The sequence below is a fragment of the Dactylosporangium maewongense genome (assembly GCF_039531485.1).
Lineage (GTDB): Bacteria > Actinomycetota > Actinomycetes > Mycobacteriales > Micromonosporaceae > Dactylosporangium > Dactylosporangium maewongense.
Window position 1 is genome coordinate 153149 of sequence record NZ_BAAAQD010000004.1, and the last position, 25508, is coordinate 178656.

Genomic DNA, 25508 nt, shown 5'->3' on the forward strand with positions numbered 1-25508 from the left:
CACAGCGCCCACACACTCGCCCCACAGACCCGCGATCCCGGGGGTGAACGGCCGGGCTATGCCCGCCGTCGCGATCACCATCCTTGCGGGACAAGGCCGACAATTCGGATAGCGTGATCAGCCGTTCCCGGAGGTAGGCCCGCAATGCTCAAGTTCGACGTGCAGCACTCCAGCGCGGTCCGCACCACCGAGGAGCGCGAGGCCGCGGCGGCCGGGCCGCTCCCCCCGACCCTGCTCGACCAGATGCAGCGGTACTGGCAGGCCGCCAACTACCTGACCCTCGCGCAGATCTATCTCCGCGACAACCCCCTGCTGCGCGAGCCGCTGCGGCCGGAGCACGTCAAGCCCCGGCTGCTCGGCCACTGGGGCACCTCACCCGGCCTGAACCTGGTCTACGTCCACCTGAGCCGGCTGATCCGGGAGCGCGACGCCGACGTCATCTACCTGGCCGGCCCGGGCCACGGCGGACCGGCGCTGGTCGGCAACGCGTACCTCGAAGGCACCTACTCGGAGGTCTACCCCGAGGTGACGCGGGACAGGGCGGGCCTGCGGCTGCTGTGCCGCCGCTTCTCGACCCCGGGCGGGGTCCCCAGCCACGTCAGCGTGCAGACCCCGGGCTCGATCCACGAGGGCGGCGAGCTGGGCTACGTGCTGGCCCATGCGTTCGGCGCGGCCTTCGACGCGCCGGACCTGATCGTCGCCGCGGTGGTCGGCGACGGCGAGGCGGAGTGCGGGCCGCTGGCCGGGGCCTGGCGCAGCACCGCCTTCCTCAACCCGGCCCGCGACGGCGCGGTGCTGCCGATCCTGCACCTCAACGGGTACAAGATCAGCGGACCCGCCGTGATCGCCCGTGACAGCGACGCCGACATCGCGGCGTTCCTGCAGGGCAACGGCTACGACGCCCGGTTCGTCGAGGGCGACGACCCGCGGCACGTGCACCAGGCGTTCGCGGCGACGCTCGACTGGTGCTACGAGCGCATCCGCGGCATCCAGCGCGACGCTCGGGCCGGCGGTGTGACCGGGCGGCCCCGCTGGCCGGCCATCGTGCTGCGCACCCCCAAGGGCTGGACGGGCCCGAAGGAGGTGGACGGGCAGCCCGCGGAGGGCACCTTCCGGTCGCACCAGGTGCCGATGGCGGACGTCCGCACGAACCCGGCGCACCTGGCCCAGCTGGAGTCCTGGATGCGCTCCTACCGGCCGGATGCGCTGTTCGACCGTGACGGCACACTCGTGCCCGACCTCGCCGCCCTCGCGCCACGGGGCGACCGCCGCATGAGCGCCAACCCGCGGGCGAACGGCGGCACGGTGCTGGTCGACCTGGACCTCCCGGACTTCCGCGACTACGCGATCGCCGTCGACCGGCCGGCCGTGGTGCGGCGGGAGTCGACCCGGCAGCTGGGCAAGCTGCTGCGCGACGTGTTCGTCCGCAACGCCGGGGCGGCGAACTTCCGGCTGTTCTGCCCGGACGAGACGAACTCCAACCGCCTCGGCGACGTCTTCGAGGTGGAGAACCGGTGCTTCGTCGGACCCGGCCTGGACGTCGACGACCACCTGTCGGCGGACGGCCGCGTCATGGAGGTGCTGAGCGAGCACCTGTGCGAGGGCTGGCTGGAGGGCTACACGCTGACCGGCCGGCACGGGCTCTTCGCCACCTACGAGGCGTTCGCGATGGTCTCGGCGTCGATGACGGTGCAGCACACCAAGTGGCTGCAGGAGGCGCGGCACCTCCCGTGGCGGGCGCCGGTCGCCTCGCTGAACATCCTGCTCACCTCGACGTGCTGGCGCAACGACCACAACGGCTTCAGCCACCAGGGTCCCGGCCTGATCGACGTGATGCTGTCCAAGCGGGGCAGCGTGACCCGCATCTACCTGCCCCCGGACGCCAACTGCCTGCTCTCGGTCGCCGACCACTGCCTGCGCAGCCGCGACTACGTGAACCTGATCGTGATCGACAAACAGCCGCAGCTGCAGTTCCTGGACATGGCGGCGGCGATCGAGCACTGCGCGAACGGCGCGTCGATCTGGCACGAGGCCGGCACCGACGACGGCGGGGAGCCGGACGTGGTGCTCGGATCGGCCGGTGACATCCCGACGCTGGAGACGCTCGCGGCCGCGTGGTATCTGCGCCGGCTCGTCCCGGACCTGCGCGTCCGCGTCGTGAACGTGGTCGACCTGATGCGGCTCTTCCCGGCCCGGCACCACCCGCACGGCATGACCGAGGCCCAGTTCGTCGACCTGTTCACCGCGGACAAGCCGGTCGTGTTCGCGTTCCACGGCTACCAGCGGGCGATCCATGAGATCGTGCACGGGCACCCGGACGTCGACCGCATCCACGTGCGCGGCTTCAACGAGCAGGGGACGACCACCACGCCGTTCCAGATGGTCGTGCTGAACGAGATGAGCCGGTTCCACCTGGCGGCCGAGGCGATCCGGCGCGTGCCGCGGCTGCGCGACCGCGCTCCCGGGCTGCTGGCCGAGTGCGACGCGCGCATCGCCGAGGCCAACGCGTACGCCCGCGAGCACTTCGAGGACCAGCCCGAGATCCGCGACTGGGTGTGGAGCGACTGAACCCCGGAGCGCGGTTCGGTGCGGACGTCACGGCCGGGGGGCGGTGCCGTCGGCCCGTCAGGCCGAGGAGGTCGCCATGCCGTGGCGCAGCACCGGTTCGACGACCCCGCCCGCGCCGTGGTCGAGCTGGTAGTCGAGGTTCATCGCGGCGCTGATGAGGGCGAGGTGGCTGAAGGCCTGCGGGAAGTTCCCGATCTGCTCGCCGGTCGGTGCGATCTCCTCGGCGTACAGCCCGAGATGGTTGCTGTAGGTCAGCATCTTCTCGAAGGTCAGCCGGGCGTCGTCCAGCCGGCCCGCGCGGGCGAGGGCGTCGACGTACCAGAAGCTGCACATCGTGAACGTGCCCTCGGAGCCGCGCAGCCCGTCCGGGGACGCCATCGGGTCGTAGCGGTAGAGCAGGCTGTCGGCGACCAGCTCCTCCTCCATCGCGCGCAGCGTGGTGTGCCACATCGGGTCCGTCGGCGCGAGGAAGCCGACCAGCGGCATGTACAGCAGCGACGCGTCCAGCACCTCGGTGTCGTAGTGCTGGACGAACGCCTCCCGCTTGGGGTGGAAGGCGCGCTGGATGACCTGCCGGTAGACCATGTCGCGCATGTTGGTCCAGCGACCGAGGTCGGCGGGCCGGGCCCGGTGCTGGGCGAGCTGGATCGCCCGGTCGAAGGCGACCCACGACATCACCCGCCCGTAGGTGAAGTCCTGCCGGCCGCCACGGGTCTCCCAGATCCCGTCGTCGGGCTGGTCCCAGTGTTCGCAGAGCCACTCGATCACGTGCGAGACGTGCTGCCACGCACCGTGGGACAGCTGCAGTCCGTGCGCGTCGGCGAGGTGGAGCGAGTCCAGGGCCTCGCCGTAGATGTCGAGCTGGAACTGGCTCGCGGCGGCGTTGCCGATCCGCACCGGGGACGACTGCTGGTACCCCTCCAGGTGATCGAGGATCTCCTCGTCGAGGTCCGGGGAGCCGTCGATCCGGTACATGATCTGCAGGGGCGACGAGTGCTCGCTCGCGTGCTGCACGCGGTCGTTGAGCCAGTTCAGAAACGCCTGCGCCTCGGCGGTGAAGCCCAGCCCCAGCAACGCGTAGACGGAGAACGAGGCGTCGCGGACCCAGGTGTAGCGGTAGTCCCAGTTCCGCTCGCCGCCGATCTGCTCGGGCAGCCCGGCGGTCGGCGCCGCGACCAGCGCTCCGGTCGGCGCGTAGGTCATGAGCTTGAGCGTCATCGCGGCGCGCTCCACCATCTCCCGCCACCGCCCCTTGTACCGGGACCGGCCGATCCAGCCGCGCCAGAAGTCGCGGGTCTGCTGGAACATCTCGACGATCTCGTCGGCGGACACCGCCCGGGGTGGTCCCGCGGGCTGGGTCTCCAGGACCAGGCCGCCGACGTTGCCGGCGGACAGGGTGCCGATCAGGCGGAGGCCGTCGTCGCTGCGCTGGATGTCCTCGGGCCGGAAGAGCTGTTCGCCGCGGCGGGCGGGGTTGACGTTCACGGTGAAGCCGGGGCTGCGGAACGCGATGCCGTCAGGGGTGATCTCGACCTCGTGCGCGTCGCGCCCGTAGTTGAACCGTGGGTGGCACTCGATCCGGAACCGCATCTGGCCACGGACGACCCGCACCATACGGACGAGGCGGTGCACGTCGGTGGCGTGGTCGCCCGCGATCGGCATGAAGTCGACCAGCTCGCCGACGCCGTCCGCGCTGAGGAAGCGCGTGATGAGGATCGGCGTGCCGGGCAGGTAGAGCTGCTTGCTGACGTACGAGATGCCGTCCGGGACGACCTGGAAGTAGCCGCCCTTGCTGCGGTCGAGCAGCGCGGCGAAGATGCTCGGCGAATCGAAGCGCGGTGCGCAGAACCAGTCGATGACGCCGTCGTTCGTCACGAGGGCCGCGGTCTGCAGGTCGCCGATCAGCCCGTGATCCTCGATGGCCGGATATGCGTTCACGGGGGGCCTCCCGACTCGTGTTGCTGCGGGGCACCCCCGCACGCCTGCTGTCGTGCGTGCGGGTGCCCAACTGCAACCGTTGTCACCCCGTTGTCGAGCTGCCTCGCCCGAAAGGAGTGACGATCGCCGCGCCGGCCGTCACTCCGGGACGCTGCGGCCCTGCACCGCCAGCGCCCAGATGATGAACACGTCCAGCGCGATGATCAGCAGCGACCACAGCGGGTAGTAGGGCAGGAACATGAAATTGGCGATGGCGCTCAGCCCGGCCAGGACGATGCCCACGACCCGGGCCCACAGCCGTCCGGTGAACACCGCGCAGCCCGCCAGGAGCACCACGAGGCCCACGACGAGGTGGATCCATCCCCACCCGGTCACGTCGAACGTGTACAGATAGTCCGCCGTGACGACGAAGAACTTGTTCTCGACGATCGCCGCCAGGCCGGTGGCCAGGTGGAACAGGCCACCGATGATCATCATGATCCCGGCGAAGACGGTGAAGCCGCCGGCCCATCCGCCCGGGGGCTCCTCCCGGACGGCCACCGTCTCCTGCTGCGCACTCTGTTCAGCCATGCTCGGCACTCCCTCCACTCAGCGGGCGCCGGGCAACAGGTCACGCGGGTGCGTCACCTGGTCAGCGTCCACAACGCCGGATGCGGGACAGACGGCATCGGCCCTACCCCCGCGGACCGCGGGCAATCCTGCCGCGACCGCTCCCGTCCCGGACCCCGCACGGGGTCGGACGGGCGGCGTGACGCGGGGGCGGCGGGGTAACTGGTCGCGGTGGTCGGGTGGTTGGATCGTTTCCAGCGTCGGCATGTCTGGCTGGGATTCCCGCTGGCGGTGGTCTACAAGTTCATCGACGACCGTGGCCCGTACTTCGCCGCGATGGTGACCTACTACGGCTTCGTCTCGCTGTTTCCGCTGACGCTGCTGTTCCTCACCGCGCTGGGCTACTTCCTGGAGGCCAACCCCGAGCTGCACCAGGAACTGGTGCAGACGGCGGTGGGGGACCTGCCGGCCATCGGGCCGGAGCTGCAGCGCAACGTCAGCGGGCTGGTCGGCAGCGGCACCCGCCTGGTGCTCAGCATCCTCGGCGCGCTGTACGGCGGGCTGGGCGCGATGCAGGCCGCGCAGGCCGGCATCAACCACATCTACGGCGTCCCGCGCAACGAACAGCCCAATGCGATGCGGTCCAGGCTGCGCAGCCTCGGGCTGCTGCTGATCCTCGGCGGCGCGGTGCTGCTGTCGGCTGCGGCCGCGGCGTTCGTGGCCTTCGCCAACGAGCTCACCGGCCGGTCCGGGCCCAGACTGCAGATCCTCGGCTACCTGCTGACGTTCGTGATCAACGCCGTCCTGTTCACCGCGGCGATGCAGCTGCTGACCGCCCGGAAGCTGCGGGTGCGCCAGGTCATCACCGGCGGGTTGATCGCCGCGACCTCCTGGATGGCGCTGCAGACCGTCGGCGCCCAGTACGTCGCCGCCCGGCTCAGCCGCGCGAGCGAGCTGTACGGCACGTTCGGGCTCGTCCTGGCCGCGCTCGCCTGGATCTACCTGCAGGCGCTCGTGCTGATGCTCTGCGCCGAGATCAACATGATCCTGACCTACCGCCTGTGGCCCCGAGCCCTGCTCACCCAGTTCACCGACGACGTCGAGCTGACCGAGGCCGACCGGCGCATCTACACGTCGATCGCGACCGCGCAGCGCTTCAAGGCCTTCGAGACGATCCAGGTCGACTTCGGCCCGCCGCCGCAGGGATAGTCGCCGCGGCCCGCCGCCGCGAGGACGGGCGCCGCGGCCCGCCGCCGCGAGGACGGGCGCCGCGGCCCGCCGCCGCGAGGACGGGCGCCGGCGCGATCGGCCGCGCGCTTGAACGCCGGCGTCGACGGGCCGACCATCATGGGCGGTGCCGCCGCCGGCGGCGACCGCTCCTCCCCGCGCCGAAGGGACCACCGTGACCAGGGACGCCGAGACGCCCACGGCCCGCCAGCAGCGGGTGTGGGACCGCAACGCACCCGGCTACGACAAGCAGATCGGCTTCTTCGAACGGGTCTGGTTCACCGGCGGACGGGAGTGGCTCGGCGGACGCGCGCACGGCCGGGTCCTCGAGGTCGCCGTCGGCACCGGCCGCAGCCTGCCCCACTACCGGCCCGGCGTCGTCCTCACCGGCATCGAGCTGAGCCCCGCGATGCTGGCCATCGCCCAGCGGCGCGCCGCCGACCTCGGCCGCCCCGCCGACCTGCGGCAGGGCGACGCCGAGCGGTTGCCCTTCGCGGACGGCACCTTCGACACCGTGGTGTGCGCGCTGTCGCTGTGCACCATCCCGCACCCGGCCGCCGCGATCGCCGAGATGCACCGCGTCCTCGTCCCCGGCGGCACCCTGCTGCTGCTCGACCACATCGGCAGCAGCTGGCCGCCGGTCCGCGCCGCCCAGTGGCTGCTCGAGCAGCTCACCGGCCGCGCGGCGGGGGAGTACTTCACCCGCCGCCAGCTGCCCCTGGTGCGCGCCGCCGGCTTCGACGTCGAGGAGGCGGAACGGCACAAGGCCGGCACCATCGAACGCGTCCACGCCCGCAAGCCGGCCGCCTGAGCACTCCTGGCAGCCGCGTCGCAGCAGGTCGCCTGGCGCCGTCCACCCCCGAGGCCGGCCCGTCCGGCGACGGCCGGGCTGTGTGCTGATCAACACGGACGGTCGCGCCTGTGGTTGCAGTGATGCAACGATGAACGGGAGGTAAACACGCGATGTTGCTCGGCCTGGCCTTCAGCAGGGCACGGCCCCGCGCGAGGCGAGACCGGTCCACAACGGTGTGGGTGTCCCGGCACTCGGCTCAGCGGGTGCTCGGACAGGCCAAACCGGAAGGACGACGGTGTCGGTACAGGACAAACTTGACTCGATCTTCACCGCGGTGGTCCACCGCAACCCTGGTGAGAGCGAGTTTCACCAGGCGGTTCGCGAGGTGCTCGACAGCGTCGCCCCCGCGCTGGGCAAGCACCCGGAGTACGCCCAGGCCAAGATCATCGAGCGGATCTGCGAGCCGGAGCGGCAGATCATCTTCCGGGTGCCGTGGGAGGACGACCGGGGCGAGGTGCACATCAACCGCGGCTTCCGGGTCGAGTTCAACTCCGCGCTGGGTCCGTACAAGGGCGGCCTGCGGTTCCACCCGTCGGTCTACCTCGGCATCGTGAAGTTCCTCGGGTTCGAGCAGCTGTTCAAGAACGCGCTGACCGGCATGCCGATCGGCGGCGGCAAGGGCGGGTCGGACTTCGACCCGAAGGGCCGCTCCGACCGTGAGGTGATGCGGTTCTGCCAGTCGTTCATGACCGAGCTGTACCGGCACATCGGCGAGTACACCGACGTGCCCGCCGGCGACATCGGCGTCGGCGGCCGGGAGATCGGCTACCTGTTCGGGCAGTACAAGCGGATCACGAACCGGTACGAGTCCGGGGTGCTCACCGGCAAGGGTCTCGTGTACGGCGGTGCCCAGGTGCGCCGGGAGGCGACCGGCTACGGCGCGGTGTTCTTCGCCGAGGAGATGCTGCGGGCCGCCGGCGACGGCATCGAGGGCAAGCGCGTGGTGGTGTCCGGCTCCGGCAACGTGGCCATCTACGCGATCGAGAAGGTGCACCAGCTCGGCGGCCTCGTGGTGGCCTGCTCCGACTCGTCCGGCTACGTGCGCGACGACAAGGGCATCGACGTGGCGGTCCTCAAGGAGGTCAAGGAGGTCCGGCGGGAGCGGATCGAGCAGTACGTCCGCCACCGTCCCGGGGCGACCTTCACGCCCGGCGGCGGGCTGTGGCGTGACGTGCCGTGCGCGGTCGCCATCCCGAGCGCCACGCAGAACGAGATCGACGCGGACGACGCGGCCGCACTGGTCGCCGGCGGCTGCGTGGCGGTGGTGGAGGGGGCGAACATGCCGACGACGCCGGCGGCGGTCCGCGTGTTCGCCGAGGCCGGCGTGCGCTTCGCGCCGGGCAAGGCGGCCAACGCCGGCGGGGTCGCCGCCAGCGCGCTGGAGATGCAGCAGAACGCCAGCCGCGACTCGTGGACGTTCGAATACTCCGAGCAGCGGCTGCACGGCATCATGCGCGACATCCACGCCCGCTGCTACGCCACCGCGGAGGAGTACGGCATGCCGGGCAACTACGTCGCCGGCGCCAACATCGACGGCTTCCGGATGGTCGCCGAGGCGATGCTCGCCCACGGCCTGATCTGACCGGCGCCACGAGCGCCGCACGCACGTCGCGGGACCGGTCCTCATCGCGGGCCGGTCCCGGCCCGGCGCCGAGGCGGCTGTGGTGACGGCCGATCAGCAGCTCGATGAGCTCGTCCGCGGCACGGCTCAGGCGCCTGACCCGTCGAGCCGGCGCAGGCCGCGGGCCACGAGCACCGGCACCGCGGCGCCGACGTTGTCGTAGCCGGCGGTGACCGTCTTCCCGCCGAGGAACCGCGCGTGCACGCCCTCCAGGATCACCGCGAGCTTCATCGCGGCGAGCGCCAGATGGAACGGCAGGGTCGTCAGGTCGCGGCCGGTCCGCAGGGCATACCGCTCGGCCAGCTCGTGGGTCCGCGGGAAGCCCTCGTGCGCGGTCACGCCGGCGGCCACCGGGATCAGGCCGCGCTCGTCGTCGCCGGGGTCGTGCCAGTAGGACAGCGCCACGCCGAGGTCGGCGAGCGGGTCACCCAGGGTGCACAGCTCCCAGTCCAGCACGGCCGTGATCCGCGCCGGCCCGGTCAGGTCGACGACCGTGTTGTCGAGCCGGTAGTCGCCGTGCACCAGCGCCGACCCGGCCTGCGCCGGCAGCCGCTCGGCGAGCCGGGCCAGCAGGCGGTCCATGTCCGGCAGGTCCCGGGTCCGCGACCGCTCCCACTGCCCGCCCCAGCGCCGCAGCTGCCGTGCCGCGTAGCCGTCCGGCCGCCCGTAGTCGGCCAGCCCCACCGCCGCCGGTTCGATCGCGTGCAGGTCGGCGAGCGTGGTGATCAGCCGGTCGGCCAGCTCGGACCGCACCGTGGGGGACAGCTCGGCGGTGTCCGCGGCGGTGCGCAGCACCCGCCCCCGCGCCTCGGTCATGACGTAGAACGGGCAGCCGAGGACCTCTTCGTCGGTGCACAGCGCCAGCGTCTCCGGCACCGGCACGGCCGTGCCGCCCAGCGCGGTGAGGACGCGGTGCTCGCGGCGCATGTCGTGCGCGCTCGGCAGCACCTCACCCAGCGGCGGCCGGCGCAGGATCACCGCCTCACCGCCAGCGGGCACGATCCGGTACGTGATGTTGGACAGCCCGCCGGAGATGAGCTCGGCGTCCCAGCCGCCGGGGAAGCGCTCCGGCAGGTGCTCGCGCAGCCACGGCCCGATCCGGCCGGACGGCAGTCCCGGAAGCTCAGGCATCGGTGGTCCTCCGGCCCTCGGCGCGCCGCACGACCCGGCGGGCGATGGACATCCGGTGCACCTCGGAGGCGCCGTCGTAGATGCGGAACGCGCGGATGTCGGCGTAGATGCGGCCGATGACGAGCTCGTCCGACGTGCCCATCCCACCGGCCAGCTGCACCGCGCGGTCGACCACCCGGCAGGCCGCCTCGCTGATGAAGACCTTGGCCCGCGACGACTCCTCGGTGCCGCGGGCACCCTCGGCGATCTGCCAGCAGGCGTGCCACAGCAGGGCCCGCGCCGCGGCGAGGTCGATCTCGTTGTCGGCGATCAGCTGCTGTGCCATCCCGTGACTCGCCAGCGGGGCGCCGAAGAGCTCCCGGCCGAGCGCCCGGTCCAGGGCGATCCCGTGCGCCCGTCGGGCGGCGCCGAGCCAGCGCATGCAGTGGGTCAGCCGGGCCGGGGCGAGCCGGACCTGGGCGTACCGGAAACCCTGCCCCGGCTCGCCGAGCACCGCCGCGTCCGGGACGAACGCGCCGTCGAACGCCACCTGGCAGTGGCCGCCGGGCATGGTGGCGTCCAGGGTCCGCGCGTGGGCGCCCACCGTCATGCCCGGGTTGTCCGCGTCGACGAGGAACATGCTTGCGCCGTCGCGGTCGCCGTGCCGGGCCATGACGATCGCGAAGGCCGCGCCGTCCGCGCCGGTGATCAGGTGCTTGTGGCCGGTGATGCGCCAGCCGCCGGGCGCGCGGGTGGCGGTGGTGCGCAGCGCGGCCGGGTCCGAGCCCGCGCCCGGCGGCGGCTCGGTCATCGCGAAGCAGGACCGGACGTCGCCGGCGGCCAGCGGCCGGAGGTACGCGTCCCGCTGCTCGCCGGTGGCCACCGCGTCGAGCAGGTGGATGTTGCCCTCGTCGGGTGCCGCGCAGTTCAGCGCCAGCGGGCCGAGCAGGCTGGTGCCGGCCTCCTCGAGCAGCACCGCGGCCTCGTCGAAGCGGAACCCGCCGCCGCCCAGCCCGGCGCTCACCTGCGGCGCCCACACGCCGGCCGCGCGCGCGGCCCGCTGCAGCTCGGCGCGCAGCGCGTCGGTGACCCCATTGGCGAACGCGTCCTGCTCGCGGGGGATCACCTCGTCGCGGACGAACGCGGCGATCCGGTCCCGCCACTCGGTGGTCCGCTCGCTCAGCGAGAAGTCGAAGCTCATGACCCCTCCCGTCGCCGGCCCGCCGTCCACCTGCTAACCATCATTAGCGCAGTTTAGGTATGCTGATCCGAGCAAAGTCAAGCAATAGTGACGAGTAGGCTAACGATGATTAGCGAGCCAGGCCTGGAGGCGACGGAGATCCGCCGTGCCGCGCTGCGCCTCTTCGCCGACCGCGGCTACCGCGCCACCACCATGGCCGACGTCGGCGCCGCGGTCGGCGTCCGCGGGCCGAGCCTCTACCGGCACGTCAGGTCCAAACAGGACCTGCTGGTCGCCGTCATGGTCGAGACCATGGAGGCGCTGCTGGACGCGCAGCGCGCCGCCGCCGGCGCCGGGGGCGGACCGGTCCTGCGGCTGCGCCGGATGGTCGAGGCCCACGTCCGCTACCACGCCGGCCACCGCGACCAGGCCTTCGTCGGCAACCGCGAGATCGGCAACCTGGAGCAGCCCGCCCGCGACCGGATCCTGGCCATGCGGGCGGCCTACGAGCGCACCCTGCGCGGCGTGATCGAGGAGGGCCGCGACGCGGGCGTCTTCGCCGTCGAGCACCCGCGCCTGGCGTCGTACTCCATCCTCGACATGGGCATCGGCGTGGCGGCCTGGTTCCGCCCGGACGGCCCGCACAGCGTGGAGCAGGTCGCCTACACGTACGCCGACCAGGCCATCCGGATGCTCTCACCGGCCCCGCCGGAACGATGACCTCCGGCGTGCCCTCCCCGCGACACCCTCAGATGCCCCCGATTCCGGACTTTCCGGCCGGTCGGGTGTGCCGATAGCATCGGGCGTCACCACGCCCGGGTGGTCGGTCTTCGGCGAGCCTTCCGTCCCGGCGGCAGCCGAACGCGCCCCCAGGAGCTGTGATGCCACCCCGTTCGCCGAGTCGCGCCCGTCCGTTGCCTGCCCGTGCCCGTGCCACCGGCGGCGGTGGTTTCCGGTGGCGGCCAGTCGTGATCGCGGCGGCCGTCGCGCTCGTCGTCGGCGGGCTGATCGGGGGTCTCGTCGGCGGCGCCGTCGCCGACCCGCGCAGCGACACGCAGCGGCGCATCGACGAGCTGCAGGTCGCGGAGGTCAAGCGCGACGCCGACCAGGTCGTGGCGCTCACCGACCAGGCGCGCCGGATCCTGGAGCTGCTCGGGCCGGCCGTCGAGCAGCTGGCCACGGCGCTTCCGCCCAAGGGTGCGCCGGGGCCGCTGGTTGAGCAGGGCAAGGTCGACGGGTGGAAGGCGGCCACGCGCAAGGGTGTCGAGGAGTTCAAGGACCCGCCGTCGGCCGGGACGGCGGTCAACATCGCCCGGGGCAGCCTCGCCGGCGGCGCCCGGCAGCTCGACCTCGCGGTGGACACGTACGCCGCCGCGGTCAAGGCCCCCGAGGCGGACCGGGCGGCGCTGCTGAGCCTCGCCAGCCGCCAGCGTGACCTGGCGGTCGCCGGCTGGTCGGTCGGCGCCACGCAACTCGACCAGCTCAACGTCGACATCGGCCGGGGGCACCAGCACGCCTTCCTGCCGTCGGCTCCCGGTCAGGAGGCGATGACCTCGGACGGCTCGAAGGAAGGCGAGTGACCGGCTACCGCGCGCAGTCGTACAGGGTGTAGAGCCCGGTGCTGAACCCGTCGACGGGTCGGCAGGCGATCGGCGCCCAGGCGGCGTAGTCCGGGTAGTCGCGGGTCGGTTTGCCTTTCAGCTGCGGGCCGTCGACGAGGACGAACCGCAGTTCCCCGGCCGCGACGAGTTCGTCGAGCCGCCGCACGCCGACGTTCGGGATCTGGGCCGTGAACCCGCCGATCGGGAGTGGGTCGAGGCCGCGGGTGATGAACTGGCCGGCCTGCGGCGCCCACTGCACGGCGAGGTCGTAGCGTTCACCGCCGCGGTTGGCGCGGACGTGGGCGGTGATGCGGTCGACGTCCGCGGCCGGCAGCATCCGTAGCAGGCGGCCGCTGAGGATGGTGGCGGTCTCCCGCGACGGCGGTCCGGCGGCGGGGCGGTGCGCGTCGGACACGGTGAGGTTGTCGGTGACCGACAGCGTCCAGGTGACCGGCGCCAGCAGCACCGCGGCGACGGCGATCGCGAGCGCCGTGAGTTGGAGCCTGGGCGTCAGCGTCGCGGCGGCGAGCGCGAGGACGGCGACGGCGGCCGTGCCGGCGGCCGCCGCCGGGAGCCAGGTGGCGAAGGCCGGGAACTGCCCGGCGAGGTGCCAGGCCCACCAGCCGCTGGCGGCGACGGCGGCGGGCAGGAGCCAGCGGTGCCAGCCGGAGGTCCGGTAGGCCCGCCACAGGGCGACCAGCCCGGCCGCGGCGAGCGCGGACAGGGCGGGTGCGAGGGCGACGTTGTAGAAGGAGTGGGCCTTGACGCTGCCGGCGAAGGTCAGCAGGTGCACCGCCAGCCAGGCGAGCCACAGCACCGAGGGGGCCGCGTTCCTCCGGTCCCGGACCAGGGTGACGACCGCCACCACCAGGCCTGCCAGGGCGAACACGTACAGCCAGCCGATCTGTGGCGCGACGCCGTTGCGGATCAGGTACTGCCACGCCGGGCCCTCGCTCTTCCCCGGCGGCCCACCGATGCCGAGGACGTCGGCGCCGGCGTTGTCGACGCCGAAGCGGTTGAACCCGTTGTACCCGAACACCATCGACCAGATCGAGTTGTCGACCGACCCGTCGATCCACGGCCGGTGCGACGCCGGCAGTGCCGCCATGACGCCGACCCAGACGAGGGACACCGCGACGGTCAGCAGGCCGGCCAGGGCCAGCCGGGTCAGCCGGCGGCGCCACGGGGCGGCCGCGGCGAGCAGGTAGCCGAGGCCGAACGGCACCCAGATCAGCCACGCCTGGGCCATCTTCACCTGGAACGCGAGGCCCACCAGCACGCCGGTCCACAGCAGCGGCCTGAGCCGGTCGGTGGCGACGGCCCGCTGCCAGAGGAGGGTCGCGGCCAGCAGCAGGGCCACGAGGACCGGGTCGGGGATCTGGGTGCGGGCGAGCGCGGCGACCATCGGCGTCGCCGCGAAGAACCCGGCCGCCGCCACACCGCCCTCCGGTCCGGCCCACTCGCGCACCACCCGGTACATCAGCACGATCGAGGCCAGGCTCGCCAGCAGCGAGGGCAGCAGGACGGCCCAGGGGACGTAGCCGAACATGCGGGCGGACAGCGCCTGCAGCCAGAACGTGCCGGGCGCCTTGTCGAAGGTCATGGTCAGCTGCGGGTCGTAGGCGCCGTACAGCCACGCCTGCCAGCTGCCGGCCATCGTGCGGACGCCAGGTCCGTAGTACAGGTGCAGCTGCATGCCGCCGATCCCCCAGGCGTAGACGACGGCGGCGCACACGACGATCGCCGCCAGCGCCGGCCGGACCCACGTGGGCCGGGGCGGGGACGCCCGGGGGAGCTCGCCGCCCGGCTGATCAAGCTCATCGACAGGTGACGCTAAATGCTCAGACATGCGCGGATCGTAGAGAGAACCCGATGATTGATGAAGCTGAATATGTGAAGAGTTGCGCCATCCGCGTCGGCGCGCCTTTGGGGCGCGCCCGGGGCTGCCCGTGGACCGGTTGCCGCCGGAAACCGGCCGAGCGAGGATTGAATGTGGACCCCGGATGTCGGCGGGGGTGGTCGCGGTGGAGTTCGCCGTCTTCTTGATCGTCCTGATCTTTGTGGCGATCCTGTCGTCCGGTAGTGCGTGGATCGCCAGGCGCCGGAGCCGGGAGTCGCTCGGGTTCTCGCCGGCGTCGCCGCGGGCCGAGCGGGCCGAGGCCGTGCTGACCGAGTGGCTGCTCGCCGGCTACCTGTCGGCCGAGCAGTACCGGCGGGACATGGCCACGCTCGCCGCGCGGGAGGCGGACCGCCATCCGCCGCCCGCCCCGTTCGGTCCGTGACCGCCCACCCGGAGACGACTGGCGAACGCCCCTGTGCGCTCTCGCTTGCTGGCGACTATATCCTTATAATCGTTATATCGTGCAGCAGCGTTGGGCGTCGAAGGGGTTACGGGCCGTGAAGTTCGGATTAGCGATCATGAATGACTTCCCGCAGGGGACCATTGCCGCCGAGCGGGTCGGCGAGCTCCGGGAGCAGGTCTCCGTGGCGCGGGAGTGCGGGATCGACAGCATCTGGCTGCTGCACCACTACCTCGGCAGCATGCCCACCCTCCAGCCCATTCCCACCCTGGCGGCGCTCGCGCAGCAGGCGGAGGGGATGGGGATCGGGACCAACATGTTCATCCTGCCGCTGCACCACCCCGTCCAGGTCGCCGAGACGTTCGCGACGCTCGACCACCTGAGCGGCGGACGGGCGATCGCCGGCTTCGGCATGGGCTACCGGGAGAACGAGTTCGCCGCGTTCGGCATCCCGCTCGACGAACGCGTCTCGCGCTACACCGAGAGTGTCGAGATCATCCGCGGGCTCTGGTCCGGTGAGCCGGTGACCTACGCGGGCAAGCACTACTCGCTCGACGACGCGCGGATCAGCCTTCCCCCGGTGCAGCAGGGCGGGCCGCCGATCTGGGTCGGCGCCGGAATGCACAAGGCGGGCGCCAGGCGGGCCGCTCAGCTCGGCGACGCCTGGATCGTGCCGCCGCACGCGTCGGTGGCGAAGCTCGCCGAGCTCGTCCAGGTGGAGCGGGCGGAGCGCGCGCGGCTCGGCCGGCCGCTCAACGGTGAGGTGGTCGTCCGCCGCGAGCTCGTGCTCGACCCGGACCGGGAGCGGGCCCGCGAGCGCGGCCTCCGCGCCCGGCTCGGCGTGACCCAGCAGTACGCGAAGTACAACGCCCCGGATGCGACGGCCCAGTATCGTCACCTGCAGAGCGAGGCGGCCGCCGCGGAGGTGGCCGACGAGGCGTACCTCTTCACCGACCCCGCGACGTGCGTCGCCAGGCTGCGCGAGCTCGAGGAGGCCGGCGTGACGACGGTCATCCTCCGGGCGCAGTGGTACGACCTGCCCCACGAGGACATGCTCGCCACCCTCAAACTGTTCGCCGACGAAGTGCTGCCCGCGCTGGGTCGGCGCTGATCGTATTGACGGCGGTCACGCAGCGCGATAGGGATGGTCACATTCCTCGCACATTCTCGACATCGGGGGGAAATGCGGACGCCGGGCTGGTGGGGGCGGGTAGCGAACGCGCCCTTTTGCTGAATATCATAGGAAGCAATGAGCCTCAGGGGAGGCCGACGCAGAAGGGGGGTGCGGCAGTGAACCGTGACCGTCCGCAGAAGACCGCCATGCTCGTGGCGCAGCGCATCGTCAACGAGATCAGCAGGCAGAACAAGCAGGTCGGCGACAGGCTCTCGCCCGAGCGGGTCATGCTCGAGGAGTATCAGGTCGGCCGCGGCACCCTCCGGGAGTCGCTGCGGTTTCTCGAGTTGCAGGGCGTCATCTCCCTCAAGCCGGGGCCGGGCGGCGGTCCGATCGTAGAGAAGCCCGACGCCTCTCATCTGGCGACGTCCCTGATTCTGTTGCTGCAGTTCGAGCAGGCGCCATTCCGGTCCATTCTGGAGACCCGTGCCGCCCTCGAGCCGCTCATGGCCCGGCTCGCCTCGCAGCGCATCGACGCCGAGCGGCTGCGCCAGCTCGAAGAATCGGTGCAGAAAATGGGCGAGCACATCGCCGACCAGGGCGTTTTCCTGGAGACGAACAAGAGCTTCCACGACGTCATTGCCTGGGCGTCGGGAAACACCGTGTTCGGCTTCCTGGTCGACGCGCTGCTCGACATCCTCGACGGCACGGTGCTCGGGGTCGACTACCCCGAGCATCGCCGGGGGACGGTGCTCAAGCGGCACCGGTCCATCTACGACGCCATCGCCGCCAGCGACGGTGACGTGGCCGAGGAGTCCATGCGCGAGCACATCGCGGAGATGACGCGCTACCTGGAGAAGAAGTTCGCCTCCACCATGGACGCCTCGATCACCTGGTCAGTCGTGCGCTAGCGGCGCGATCCCGAGGAGGCGGGCCAGGTTGCCACCGAGGATCGCCTCCTCGTCCGCGGGCGGGAGCCCGAGCGCGCGCACCGCCGCGATCTCCGTCGCCGGATCGCTCATCGGCCAGTCACTGCCGTAGATGATCCGGGACGCGCCGTGCCGCGCGATGATCTCGCGCACCCGGTCGGCGTCCAGCCCGCGCAGGGTGGGCGGCCACGAGGTCTCCAGGTGCACGTCGGTGCCGAGCACGGCCTGCTCGGCCTCGTCGAGCCGGTGGTATCCGCCGAAGTGGCACGCGATCAGCTTGAGGCCCGGCACCGTGTCGATGATGGTGCGCAGATGGTGCGGGGCGCCCCGGTCGTTGGCCTGCGCGTCGCCGCCGGCGCCCGCGTGGGTGATCACGACGATGCCCTCCGCGGCGAGCCCGTGCAGGATCTCGTGCACCGCGGGGTCGGCGAGCGAGAGCCCCTGGAAGAGCGGGTGCAGCTTCACCCCGCCGATGCCGTTGTCCCGCAGCGACGCGATGTTCGCGGCGACCGGCAGGTCCGGGTGCACCGTGCCGAACGGGATGAACCGCGACCGGTCGACGCCGCCGATGAACTCGTTCGTCCGCGCGACGTTCTTGGCCACGGTGGCGACCGCGAGCGTCATCGCGAGGTCGATGCCGGCCTCGTCCATGGTGCGCCGCAGGCCGTCCAGCGTGCCGTCGTGGCGCGGGTCCAGCCCCGCCGGTCGTTGCGCGAGCACCTGCGGGGCGATGTGGTCGGGCCACACGTGACAGTGCGCGTCGATGATCATGACTGCAGTCCCTTCAGCAGTTGCTTTGCCAGCGAATCGAGGATGACCTCGGTCGACCCCTCGTAGATGCGCATCGGCCGCGCGCCCCGGTAGAGCCGTTCGATGAGGCCGCCGCGCACCAGCCCGAACCGCCCCATGACCTGGACGGCGCGGTCGACGACCCGGCCCGCGGCCTCGGTGGCCCCGACCTTCGCCATCGACGACAGGTTGAGCGCCGCGAGGGGGTCGCGGCTCGCGGCCGCGGCGGCGCGGTAGGCGAGGCTGCGCGCCATCTCGATCTCGACCCACGAGGTCGCGAGCATCGAGGGCACCGGGCCGAGGCGGGCAACCGGCACGCCGAACTGCTCGCGGCCGGCGGTGTGGCGCAGCGCCTCGTCGAGGGCCGCCTGCGCGAGCCCGACGGCCGCGCCCGCGACCGAGACCCGGAAGGTCGCCAGCGTGGCGAGCACCAGCGAGAAGCCCTTGCCCGGCGGGCCGACGACGTGGTCGGCCGGCAGGCGCACGCCGTCGAGGTGCAGGTCGCCGAGGACGTGCGGCGCGATGATCTGGTGCGGGTTGCTGGCCGAGAAGCCCGGCGCCCCGGCGGGCACGAGGACCAGCGTGAACCCGTCGCCCTGGCGGCCGAGGACGAGATAGAAGTCGGCGTCGCCGCCGTTGGTGATGAACGACTTGTGCCCCGTGACGACGACGTGGTCGCCGTCGGTCTCCACGGTCGTCGCCAGGTTCCGCAGGTCGGAGCCGACCTGCGGCTCGGTGAGCGCCAGCCCGGCGATGGCCCCCAGCGTGGCGACCTTCGGCAGCCACTCCGCCTTGACCCGCTCCGCGCCGCCGACGCCCAGGCCGTAGCTGCCGATGCCCTGCATCGCGAAGAGGGAGTCGAGATGGGCGCTCTCCGCGGCCAGCGCCTCGCGCACGACGGTCACGGCGAGGGCGTCCACCTTCTCGTGCCGCCCGCCGTACGCGGCCGGCACGACCAGATCGGTGAGCCCGCTCGCCGCCAGCTGGGCGCGCATGTCGGGGTCGATGTGGTCGGCCTCGTCGGCCCGGGCGGAGAACGGCCGCACCGCTCTGGCCAGCGCCTGGGCCTGCTCCTGCAGCGCTCTGTACGCCTCCGGCAGCTCGAAAAGTGCCTCGCTCACGGGGTCTCCGTCCTGTAGTCCTGCACCCGTATCTGTGATATTGGTTTATATAGTTAACGTTGGTCAAGCGGCTCGCAGGAGGTTCTCGTGACTGGTGCCGTCATCGTCGACGCGGTGCGCTCTCCCATGGGGAAGGGCAAGGCGTCCGGCTCCCTGGCCGGGCTCCACCCCGTCGATCTGCTCGGGCAGGTGCTCGCCGCGCTCCTCGAGCGCAACGGTGTCGATCCTGCGCTGGTGGAGGACGTCATCGTCGGCTGCGTCGGTCAGGTCGGCGAGCAGTCGGCGACGCCGGGCCGGCAGGCGTGGCTGTCCGCCGGCTTCCCTGATCATGTCCCCTCGGTGACGGTCGAGCGCAAGTGCGGCTCCGGCCAGCAGGCCGTCGACTTCGCGGTGTGGGGCGTCCTGGCCGGTGCCTACGACGTCGTGATCGCCGGCGGCGTCGAGTCGATGAGCCGGGTGCCGATGGGCTCCGGTCGCATGGACGCCGACCCGTTCGGCCCGCGGACCCGCGCACGCTATCCCGGCCTCGTGCCGCAGGGCGTGGCCGCCGAGCTGGTGGCCGCCAAGTGGGGCCTCACCCGCGAGCGGCTCGACGCGTACGCGGCCGAGTCGCACGCGCGGGCCGCCGCGGCCCGCGCCGGTGGCGCCTTCGACCGCGAGATCGTCCCGATCCGGGTGCCGGACGGTGCGGGGGAGCGGGTCGTCGGCGCGGACGAGACGATCCGCCCGGGCAGCTCCGTGCAAACTCTGGCGAACCTGTCGCCGGCCTTCGCCACCGACCCCTACACCCGGCGGTTCCCCGAGGTCGACTGGAAGGTCACCGCGGGCAACTCCTCGCAGATCACCGACGGCGCGAGCGCGCTGCTCGTCATGAGCGAGGAACGGGCGTCGGCGCTGGGCCTGCGGCCGCGGGCACGGATCGTCGCCTCCGCCGTGGTCGGCGACGACCCCACCCTCATGCTCACCGGGCCGCTCCCGGCGACCCGCAAGGTGCTCGACCGGGCCGGGCTGCGCATCGACGACATCGACGCGATCGAGGTCAACGAGGCGTTCGCGAGCGTCCCGCTCGCCTGGCGGGCCGAGTTCCCGGTCGACGCCGGGCGCCTGAACCCGCGCGGCGGAGCCATCGCACTCGGGCACCCGCTCGGCGCGTCCGGAGCCCGGCTCATGACGACCCTCATCAACCACCTCGAACAGACGGGCGGCCGGTACGGGCTGCAGACGATGTGCGAGGCCGGCGGCATGGCCAACGCCACCATCATCGAGATCCTTCAGGAGTCGCCCCGATGAATCTTCAGGGAAACAGTGCCGTCGTCACCGGAGGCGCCTCGGGCCTCGGCCTGGCGACGGCCCGCCGGCTGGTCGACGCGGGGGCGCACACCGTCATCCTCGACCTGCCGACGTCGGCCGGCGCCGAGCGGGCCGCGGAGCTGGGTGACCGGGCGTGCTTCGTGCCCGCCGACGTCACCGAGCCCGACCAGGTCGCGGCCGCCCTCGACGCGGCCGAGCGGGTTGCCCCGCTGCGGGCGCTGGTGCACTGCGCGGGCCGCGGCGGCACCGTGCGCCTCGTCGAGCGCGACGGATCGCCGGGGTCGCTGGAGCTCTACGAGACGCTGGTCCGCCTCAACCTCGTCGGCACGTTCAACGTGCTGCGCCTCGCCTCGGCCCGGATGGCGGCGAACGAGCCGGTCGACGGCGAGCGCGGGGTGTGCGTGCTCACCGCGTCCGTCGCCGCGTGGGAGGGGCAGGTGGGCCAGATCCCGTACGCCTCGGCCAAGGCGGGCGTGGTCGGCATGACCCTCGTCGCGGCCCGCGACCTCGCGACGAAGCTCATCCGCGTCTGCACGATCGCGCCGGGCATCTTCGACACGCCGATCCTCGACCGCTTCTCCGACGAGATCAAGCAGGGGCTGGCCCGGTCGGTGCCCAACCCGGCCCGGCTCGGGCAGGCCGACGAGTACGCGGCCCTCGCTGTGCACATCATCGGCAACGCGTACCTCAACGGCGAGACGATCCGCCTCGACGGCGCCGTCCGGATGCAGGCCCGCTGAGATGGTCGACCACATCATGGAGCGGGTCGCCGCCCCGGCCGTGGCCGGGGACGACCGGTGCCCGCCGCCGGTGCTCGTCGAGGTGTCCGACGGCGTCCTCGTCGTCACCATCAACCGGCCCCAGGTCCGTAACGCCATCGACCTCGCGACCGCGCGCCGGATCGCCGCCGCCATGGAGCGGCTGGACGCCGATCCGGGCATCACCGCCGGTGTCATCACCGGCGCCGGCGGGACGTTCTGCGCCGGCATGGACCTGCAGGCGTTCCTGGCGGGGGAGCGGCCGTCGGTCCCGGGCCGGGGCTTCGCCGGCCTCGTCGAGCGCCCGCCCGGCAAGCCGCTCATCGCCGCGGTGGAGGGCTTCGCCGTCGCGGGCGGGTTCGAGATCGTGCTCGCCTGCGACCTGGTGACCGCCGCCGAGGGCGCACGGTTCGGCCTGCCGGAGGTGAAGCGGGGACTGCTCGCGGGCGGCGGCGGCCTGCTCCGGCTGCCGTCGCGGGTACCGCTGCAGCTGGCGATGGAGTGGACGCTCACCGGCGACACGTTCACCGCGGAGAGAGCGGCCGAGGTCGGGCTCGTCAACCGGCTCACGCCGCCGGGAGGGGCGCTCGACGCGGCGCTCGAGCTGGCGCGTCGCGTCGCCGCCAACGGGCCGCTCGCGGTCCGGGCGACGAAACGGATCATCGTCGAGTCGCGCGACTGGCACTCCTCGGAGGCGTTCGCCCGGCAGGCGGAGATCTACGAGCCGGTGCGGTCGTCGGAGGACGCGAAGGAAGGCGCGCGCGCCTTCAAGGAGAAGCGGCCCCCGCGCTGGCACGGCCGGTGAGCGGGCACCGAAGGAGACGACATGGCTGACATCGAGGTCGAAGAGCGCGGTCACGCCCTGTGGGTGACCATCAACCGTCCGGATCGCCGCAACGCGTACGACCTGGACATGGCGCGGGCGATGACCGCGGCCGTCGAGGGCGCCGCCCGGTTCGACGCCGTCGTGCTGACCGGGTCCGGCGGCGCGTTCTGCGCCGGCGGCGCGCTGGCCAACCTGGGCGATCCCGACCCGGACGCCCTGCGTGAGCTGTTCACGGCGTCCTTCCGGCTCGTCGACGCGATCCGCAACTGCCCCCGGCCGGTCATCGCGGCCGTCGACGGTGCGGCGGCCGGTGGCGGCAACGAGCTGGTCATCGCGTGCGATCTCGCGATCGCCACGCGGCGCTCGACGTTCGGGCAGACCGGCCCGAAGGTGGGCTCGGCCCCGGTGCTCGGGGCGACGAACGTCCTCGGGGTCCAGATCGGCGAGAAGCGGGCCAAGGAGATGGCGATGCTGTGCCGCCGCTACCCGGCCGAGCAGGCCCTCGCGCTCGGCCTCGTCAACGAGGTCGTGCCCGACGGCGAGCTGGAGCCGGCGGTGGAGGCGATGCTCGCCGAGATCCACCGGCTCAGCCCGCGCTACCTGGAGATCACGAAGATCAGTTCCAACCTCTGGTGGAACGCGTCGAAGGACAACATGGCCGCCGGCGTCGGGATGCTCATCCAGGCCATCGGCAGCCCGGACATGGTGGAGGGCGCCCGGGCCTTCCTGGAGAAGCGCCGGCCGAACTTCCGCGGCGACTGACCGGGCTCACCCGCGCCTGCCGGTACGCCGGAGGCCCCCGGCGCGACGCACACCCCTGCGGCGTCGCGGGTGTCTCCCCGAGATGTCCGAACGGTTACCAGGCTGAGCCGTTCGAATCCCTTGTAATGTTGACCACACCCCAATTCATGATTATGGTAACCATAATCCCTTGGTCTTGATGAAAGGAGCGTCGAATGCTCGGCGTTCGCCTCCCCCGGCTCGCCGGCCGCACCGGCGCCGCCGTCGCCACGGCCCTCGCCGTAGCGTTGTCGCTCAGTGCCTGCGGTTCCGACCCCCAGTCCTCGAAGTCGGACGGCACCGGCGGTCCGACCACGGTCCGCGTGGGAATCACCTCCAGCATCAACAACGCGACGATGAACCTCGCCATCGACGGCAAGCTCGGCGACGCGCACGGCATCTCCCTGCGCCGGCAGAACATCGCCGGCGCCGGCAGCACGAACCAGGTGGCGGCGCTGCTCGCCGGCGACGTCGACGTCGCGGTGGGCGGCACCAACACCGTGATCGACGCGATCGCCAAGGGCGCGGACGTGCAGATCATCGCCGGCATGGCGCCGCTGCTGTTCAGCCTGACGATGCGCAACGAGGCGGCCCAGAAGACCGGCGTCGCCCCCGACGCGTCGATCGAGAACCGGCTCAAGGCGCTCAAGGGCCTGCGGATCGCGGTGAGCCCCAGCGGCTCGACCGGCAACATCGTGCTGCGCACGATCCTCGAGGGTGTCGGCCTCAAGCCCGACACCGACGTCCGCTTCGTGCCGCTCAACGACCTCGGCGCCATCCCCGCCGGTCTCATCCAGGGCACGTTCGACGCCAGCTTCGCCGCGGTCGGGAGCGGCGAGGTGGCCGTGGCCCAGGGCAAGGCCGTCACCTGGGTGTCGCTGCCCAAGGGCGACGTCACGTCGCTGAAGGACTACCAGGGCATCGTGACCTACGCGTCGCGGTCGTACATCGAGAAGAACCCCGACACCGTCAAGGCCGTGCACGACGCCCTCAACGACGGCCAGAAGATGACCGTCGACCAGCCGGACAAGGCCGCGGAGCTGTTGAAGAGCAACGTCTTCAAGGAGATGGACAAGGCGGTCTTCGACAACATGTGGGCGCAGTGCAAGAGCGCCTACCCGGCGGGCAGCAACTTCACCGAGGTCAACTGGAAGACGCTCGTCACGCTCTTCGACGCGACGTCGGAGAACGACTACGCCGCACTCAAGTACGACAAGCTCGTGGCGCCCGTCGCCCGGGGGAACTGATGACGGGGCAGGGCACGATCTTCGAGGTGCAGGACCTCGCCATCGGGTTCGGTGAGCGCGACGACATCCTCCACGGAGTCGACCTCACCATCGAGCGCGGTGAGTTCCTCACGCTGCTCGGGCCGAGCGGCTGCGGCAAGACGACGATCCTCAACCTCGCGGCCGGGCTGCTCCGGCCGCGGGCCGGCCACGTCCGGTTCGCGGGGGAGCCGATCAACGGGGTGAACCGCAACGTCGGCTACATGACCCAGGACGACACCCTGCTGCCGTGGCAGACGGTGCAGGCGAACATCGGCCTGCCGCTGCGGATGCGCAAGGTGCCCAAGGCCGAGATCGCCCGCCGGGTCGGCCGGTACCTGGAGATCCTCGACCTCGGCCACGCCGCGAACCTCCTGCCCGGACAGCTCAGCGGCGGCATGCGCCGGCGCGCGCTGCTGGCCCGCAGCATGATCTACGAGCCCAAGTTGCTGCTCATGGACGAGCCGTTCGCGGCGCTCGACGCGCAGATGCGTCACCAGATGCACATCGAGCTGCGCGAGACCGTCAAGCGCGCCGGTCAGACGGTCATGTTCGTCACGCACGACATCACCGAGGCGGCGAAGATCTCCGACCGGGTGCTGATCGTCGGCGGCGGCCCTCCGGGCGGGATCGTGGCGGAGTACCGGCTGCCGTTCGGGGTCGAGCGCGATCTCGACGCGCTGCGGTTCACCGACGAGTTCGCCCGGGTCGAGCAGGAGCTCAACCGTGGTCTGCTCGACGCGAGGTCGAAGGCCACCGCTGACGGAGGAGGCAACGGGTCATGACCGACACGCTCGTCGGGAACCGCCCGGCCCAGAAACGCAAGGCGACGCAGCGCCGCTCGGCCCGCCGGCACCGCCTGATGGTGCTCGGCATCCAGGCGCTCGTCATCGCCGTCGTGCTCGTCGCGTGGGAGCTGGCGTCCGGCCGCGTCGTGCAGGAGCTGCTCATCAGCCGGCCCTCCGAGTTCCTGCCGACGCTGTGGGGCTGGGTGACCGACGGCACCCTGCTGACCAACGCGGCGGCGACCTTCCGCAGCGCCGGGCTCGGCCTGCTGTGCGGCGGCCTGCTCGGCATCCTGGTGGGTGTCGTGCTCGGCCAGGCCAAGACGCTCGCCGAGATCTTCGAGCCGATGATCACCGCCCTCTACACGATGCCGAAGCACGCGCTCATCCCGCTGTTCATCATGTGGGTGGGCATCGGCAGCGGGCTGGGCGTCCTCACCGCGGCCGTGATCGTCTTCTTCCTGGTCTTCTTCAACACCTTCTTCGGCATCCGAGAGGTGCGGCCGTCGCTGGTCAACTCCGTGCGCATCATGGGCGGCTCGGAGATCGACGTCATGCTGCGGGTCCGGCTCCCCTCGGCCCTCATCTGGGTCGTCGCGGCGCTCAAGCTCGCCGTGCCGCAGGCCGTCGTGGGTGTCGTGGTGGCCGAGATGCTCGCCGGCGACAGCGGCCTGGGCTACCTCGTCGCGCGCAACGCGGGCATGTTCAACAGCGCCGGCACCTTCGCGGCGCTGGCCACACTGCTCATCGCCGGGTTCCTCATCGACCGGCTGATGAGCTGGGTGACGAAGAAGCCGCTGGAGTGGAAGAACAACAACAGCGCCATGTGACATGAGGCGGAAAACCGGCGAGGCCCCCGAAACGCTCGCGTTTCGGGGGCCTC

The 25508-nt window shown here is 71.9% G+C and carries 23 protein-coding genes; 16 read left to right on the plus strand and 7 right to left on the minus strand.

Annotation, left to right across the window (positions count from 1 at the left end):
* The first annotated feature begins 144 nt into the window (after positions 1 to 144).
* Entirely contained in the window at positions 145 to 2568 is a 2424-nt protein-coding gene (locus ABD332_RS12770; protein ID WP_344502043.1) for a phosphoketolase family protein, read from the plus strand.
* 57 nt (positions 2569 to 2625) lie between these two features.
* On the opposite strand, the gene ABD332_RS12775 is transcribed toward ABD332_RS12770, so the two are convergent.
* The gene (locus ABD332_RS12775; protein WP_344502044.1) at positions 2626 to 4506 is read right to left on the minus strand and encodes a glycoside hydrolase family 15 protein; all 1881 of its coding nucleotides are present in this window, start codon (positions 4504 to 4506) and stop codon (positions 2626 to 2628) included.
* A 138-nt stretch (positions 4507 to 4644) separates the two neighbouring features.
* Positions 4645 to 5076, minus strand: coding sequence for a DUF7144 family membrane protein (locus ABD332_RS12780; RefSeq protein ID WP_344502045.1), 432 nt, complete (start codon positions 5074 to 5076; stop codon positions 4645 to 4647).
* 222 nt (positions 5077 to 5298) lie between these two features.
* On the opposite strand from ABD332_RS12780, the gene ABD332_RS12785 reads away from it, so the two are divergent.
* From ABD332_RS12785 to gdhA, 3 genes are all read left to right on the plus strand, one after another.
* The gene (locus tag ABD332_RS12785) at positions 5299 to 6264 is read left to right on the plus strand and encodes a YihY/virulence factor BrkB family protein (RefSeq protein WP_344502046.1); all 966 of its coding nucleotides are present in this window, start codon (positions 5299 to 5301) and stop codon (positions 6262 to 6264) included.
* Positions 6265 to 6457: 193 nt separating this feature from the next.
* Positions 6458 to 7093, plus strand: coding sequence for a class I SAM-dependent methyltransferase (locus ABD332_RS12790; RefSeq protein WP_344502047.1), 636 nt, complete (start codon positions 6458 to 6460; stop codon positions 7091 to 7093).
* A 277-nt stretch (positions 7094 to 7370) separates the two neighbouring features.
* Positions 7371 to 8717, plus strand: coding sequence for an NADP-specific glutamate dehydrogenase (gene gdhA, locus ABD332_RS12795; protein ID WP_344502048.1), 1347 nt, complete (start codon positions 7371 to 7373; stop codon positions 8715 to 8717).
* A gap of 126 nt (positions 8718 to 8843) precedes the next feature.
* On the opposite strand, the gene ABD332_RS12800 is transcribed toward gdhA, so the two are convergent.
* Both ABD332_RS12800 and ABD332_RS12805 read right to left on the minus strand, forming a co-directional pair.
* Positions 8844 to 9887, minus strand: a complete 1044-nt coding sequence (locus ABD332_RS12800) for a phosphotransferase family protein (RefSeq protein WP_344502049.1) — start codon at positions 9885 to 9887, stop codon at positions 8844 to 8846.
* Complete coding sequence (locus ABD332_RS12805; RefSeq protein WP_344502050.1) at positions 9880 to 11067, minus strand: acyl-CoA dehydrogenase family protein; 1188 nt, start codon at positions 11065 to 11067, stop codon at positions 9880 to 9882. Before ABD332_RS12805 ends, ABD332_RS12800 begins: the two co-directional genes overlap by 8 nt.
* Positions 11068 to 11172: 105 nt before the next feature.
* On the opposite strand from ABD332_RS12805, the gene ABD332_RS12810 reads away from it, so the two are divergent.
* Entirely contained in the window at positions 11173 to 11766 is a 594-nt protein-coding gene (locus tag ABD332_RS12810; RefSeq protein ID WP_344502051.1) for a TetR/AcrR family transcriptional regulator, read from the plus strand.
* 248 nt (positions 11767 to 12014) lie between these two features.
* Entirely contained in the window at positions 12015 to 12626 is a 612-nt protein-coding gene (locus ABD332_RS12815) for a hypothetical protein (RefSeq protein WP_344502052.1), read from the plus strand.
* A gap of 4 nt (positions 12627 to 12630) precedes the next feature.
* Here ABD332_RS12815 and ABD332_RS12820 read toward each other — a convergent pair whose 3' ends face one another.
* Positions 12631 to 14496 (minus strand): ArnT family glycosyltransferase, encoded by a 1866-nt coding sequence (locus tag ABD332_RS12820; RefSeq protein ID WP_344502053.1) that lies wholly within the window; start codon positions 14494 to 14496, stop codon positions 12631 to 12633.
* 154 nt (positions 14497 to 14650) lie between these two features.
* Here ABD332_RS12820 and ABD332_RS12825 point away from each other — a divergent pair, with 154 nt between their 5' ends.
* The 3 genes from ABD332_RS12825 to ABD332_RS12835 all read left to right on the plus strand — a co-directional run bounded on the left by ABD332_RS12825 (position 14651) and on the right by ABD332_RS12835 (position 16972).
* Positions 14651 to 14929 (plus strand): hypothetical protein, encoded by a 279-nt coding sequence (locus ABD332_RS12825; protein WP_344502054.1) that lies wholly within the window; start codon positions 14651 to 14653, stop codon positions 14927 to 14929.
* Between the two features lie 115 nt (positions 14930 to 15044).
* Positions 15045 to 16058, plus strand: a complete 1014-nt coding sequence (locus ABD332_RS12830) for an LLM class flavin-dependent oxidoreductase (RefSeq protein WP_344502056.1) — start codon at positions 15045 to 15047, stop codon at positions 16056 to 16058.
* 179 nt (positions 16059 to 16237) lie between these two features.
* Positions 16238 to 16972 (plus strand): FadR/GntR family transcriptional regulator, encoded by a 735-nt coding sequence (locus ABD332_RS12835; RefSeq protein ID WP_344502057.1) that lies wholly within the window; start codon positions 16238 to 16240, stop codon positions 16970 to 16972.
* On the opposite strand, the gene ABD332_RS12840 is transcribed toward ABD332_RS12835, so the two are convergent.
* Positions 16958 to 17761, minus strand: coding sequence for an amidohydrolase family protein (locus ABD332_RS12840; RefSeq protein ID WP_344502058.1), 804 nt, complete (start codon positions 17759 to 17761; stop codon positions 16958 to 16960). The genes ABD332_RS12835 and ABD332_RS12840 overlap by 15 nt on opposite strands.
* Positions 17758 to 18900 (minus strand): acyl-CoA dehydrogenase family protein, encoded by a 1143-nt coding sequence (locus ABD332_RS12845; protein WP_344502059.1) that lies wholly within the window; start codon positions 18898 to 18900, stop codon positions 17758 to 17760. Before ABD332_RS12845 ends, ABD332_RS12840 begins: the two co-directional genes overlap by 4 nt.
* A gap of 87 nt (positions 18901 to 18987) precedes the next feature.
* Between ABD332_RS12845 and ABD332_RS12850 the strand changes: the two genes are divergently transcribed.
* The 7 genes from ABD332_RS12850 (at position 18988) to ABD332_RS12880 (ending at position 25455) form a co-directional block, all read left to right on the plus strand.
* Positions 18988 to 20190 (plus strand): thiolase family protein, encoded by a 1203-nt coding sequence (locus ABD332_RS12850; protein WP_344502060.1) that lies wholly within the window; start codon positions 18988 to 18990, stop codon positions 20188 to 20190.
* Positions 20187 to 20951 carry an SDR family NAD(P)-dependent oxidoreductase gene (locus ABD332_RS12855; protein ID WP_344502061.1) on the plus strand — a complete coding sequence of 255 codons (765 nt, stop codon included), beginning with the start codon at positions 20187 to 20189 and terminating at the stop codon, positions 20949 to 20951. The genes ABD332_RS12850 and ABD332_RS12855 overlap by 4 nt, the downstream gene beginning before the upstream one ends.
* 1 nt (position 20952) lies before the next feature.
* Positions 20953 to 21774, plus strand: coding sequence for a crotonase/enoyl-CoA hydratase family protein (locus ABD332_RS12860; RefSeq protein WP_344502062.1), 822 nt, complete (start codon positions 20953 to 20955; stop codon positions 21772 to 21774).
* Positions 21775 to 21795: 21 nt separating this feature from the next.
* Positions 21796 to 22557: an enoyl-CoA hydratase/isomerase family protein gene (locus ABD332_RS12865; RefSeq protein WP_344502063.1), complete on the plus strand. Its 762-nt coding sequence runs from the start codon at positions 21796 to 21798 to the stop codon at positions 22555 to 22557.
* Positions 22558 to 22751: 194 nt separating this feature from the next.
* Entirely contained in the window at positions 22752 to 23822 is a 1071-nt protein-coding gene (locus ABD332_RS12870) for an ABC transporter substrate-binding protein (protein ID WP_344502064.1), read from the plus strand.
* Entirely contained in the window at positions 23822 to 24625 is an 804-nt protein-coding gene (locus ABD332_RS12875) for an ABC transporter ATP-binding protein (protein WP_344502065.1), read from the plus strand. Before ABD332_RS12870 ends, ABD332_RS12875 begins: the two co-directional genes overlap by 1 nt.
* Positions 24622 to 25455 (plus strand): ABC transporter permease, encoded by an 834-nt coding sequence (locus ABD332_RS12880; RefSeq protein ID WP_344502066.1) that lies wholly within the window; start codon positions 24622 to 24624, stop codon positions 25453 to 25455. Before ABD332_RS12875 ends, ABD332_RS12880 begins: the two co-directional genes overlap by 4 nt.
* Positions 25456 to 25508 lie beyond the last annotated feature (53 nt).

Coding starts and splice junctions, on each gene's coding strand:
- ABD332_RS12870 (WP_344502064.1), top strand. CDS start 22,752: ATGCTCGGCGTTCGCCTCCCCCGGCTCGCCGGCCGCACCGGCGCCGCC.
- ABD332_RS12800 (WP_344502049.1), bottom strand. CDS start 9,887: ATGCCTGAGCTTCCGGGACTGCCGTCCGGCCGGATCGGGCCGTGGCTG.
- ABD332_RS12865 (WP_344502063.1), top strand. CDS start 21,796: ATGGCTGACATCGAGGTCGAAGAGCGCGGTCACGCCCTGTGGGTGACC.
- ABD332_RS12770 (WP_344502043.1), top strand. CDS start 145: ATGCTCAAGTTCGACGTGCAGCACTCCAGCGCGGTCCGCACCACCGAG.
- ABD332_RS12840 (WP_344502058.1), bottom strand. CDS start 17,761: ATGATCATCGACGCGCACTGTCACGTGTGGCCCGACCACATCGCCCCG.
- ABD332_RS12875 (WP_344502065.1), top strand. CDS start 23,822: ATGACGGGGCAGGGCACGATCTTCGAGGTGCAGGACCTCGCCATCGGG.
- ABD332_RS12805 (WP_344502050.1), bottom strand. CDS start 11,067: ATGAGCTTCGACTTCTCGCTGAGCGAGCGGACCACCGAGTGGCGGGAC.
- ABD332_RS12780 (WP_344502045.1), bottom strand. CDS start 5,076: ATGGCTGAACAGAGTGCGCAGCAGGAGACGGTGGCCGTCCGGGAGGAG.
- ABD332_RS12860 (WP_344502062.1), top strand. CDS start 20,953: ATGGTCGACCACATCATGGAGCGGGTCGCCGCCCCGGCCGTGGCCGGG.
- ABD332_RS12825 (WP_344502054.1), top strand. CDS start 14,651: ATGTCGGCGGGGGTGGTCGCGGTGGAGTTCGCCGTCTTCTTGATCGTC.
- ABD332_RS12810 (WP_344502051.1), top strand. CDS start 11,173: ATGATTAGCGAGCCAGGCCTGGAGGCGACGGAGATCCGCCGTGCCGCG.
- ABD332_RS12880 (WP_344502066.1), top strand. CDS start 24,622: ATGACCGACACGCTCGTCGGGAACCGCCCGGCCCAGAAACGCAAGGCG.
- ABD332_RS12820 (WP_344502053.1), bottom strand. CDS start 14,496: ATGTCTGAGCATTTAGCGTCACCTGTCGATGAGCTTGATCAGCCGGGC.
- ABD332_RS12855 (WP_344502061.1), top strand. CDS start 20,187: ATGAATCTTCAGGGAAACAGTGCCGTCGTCACCGGAGGCGCCTCGGGC.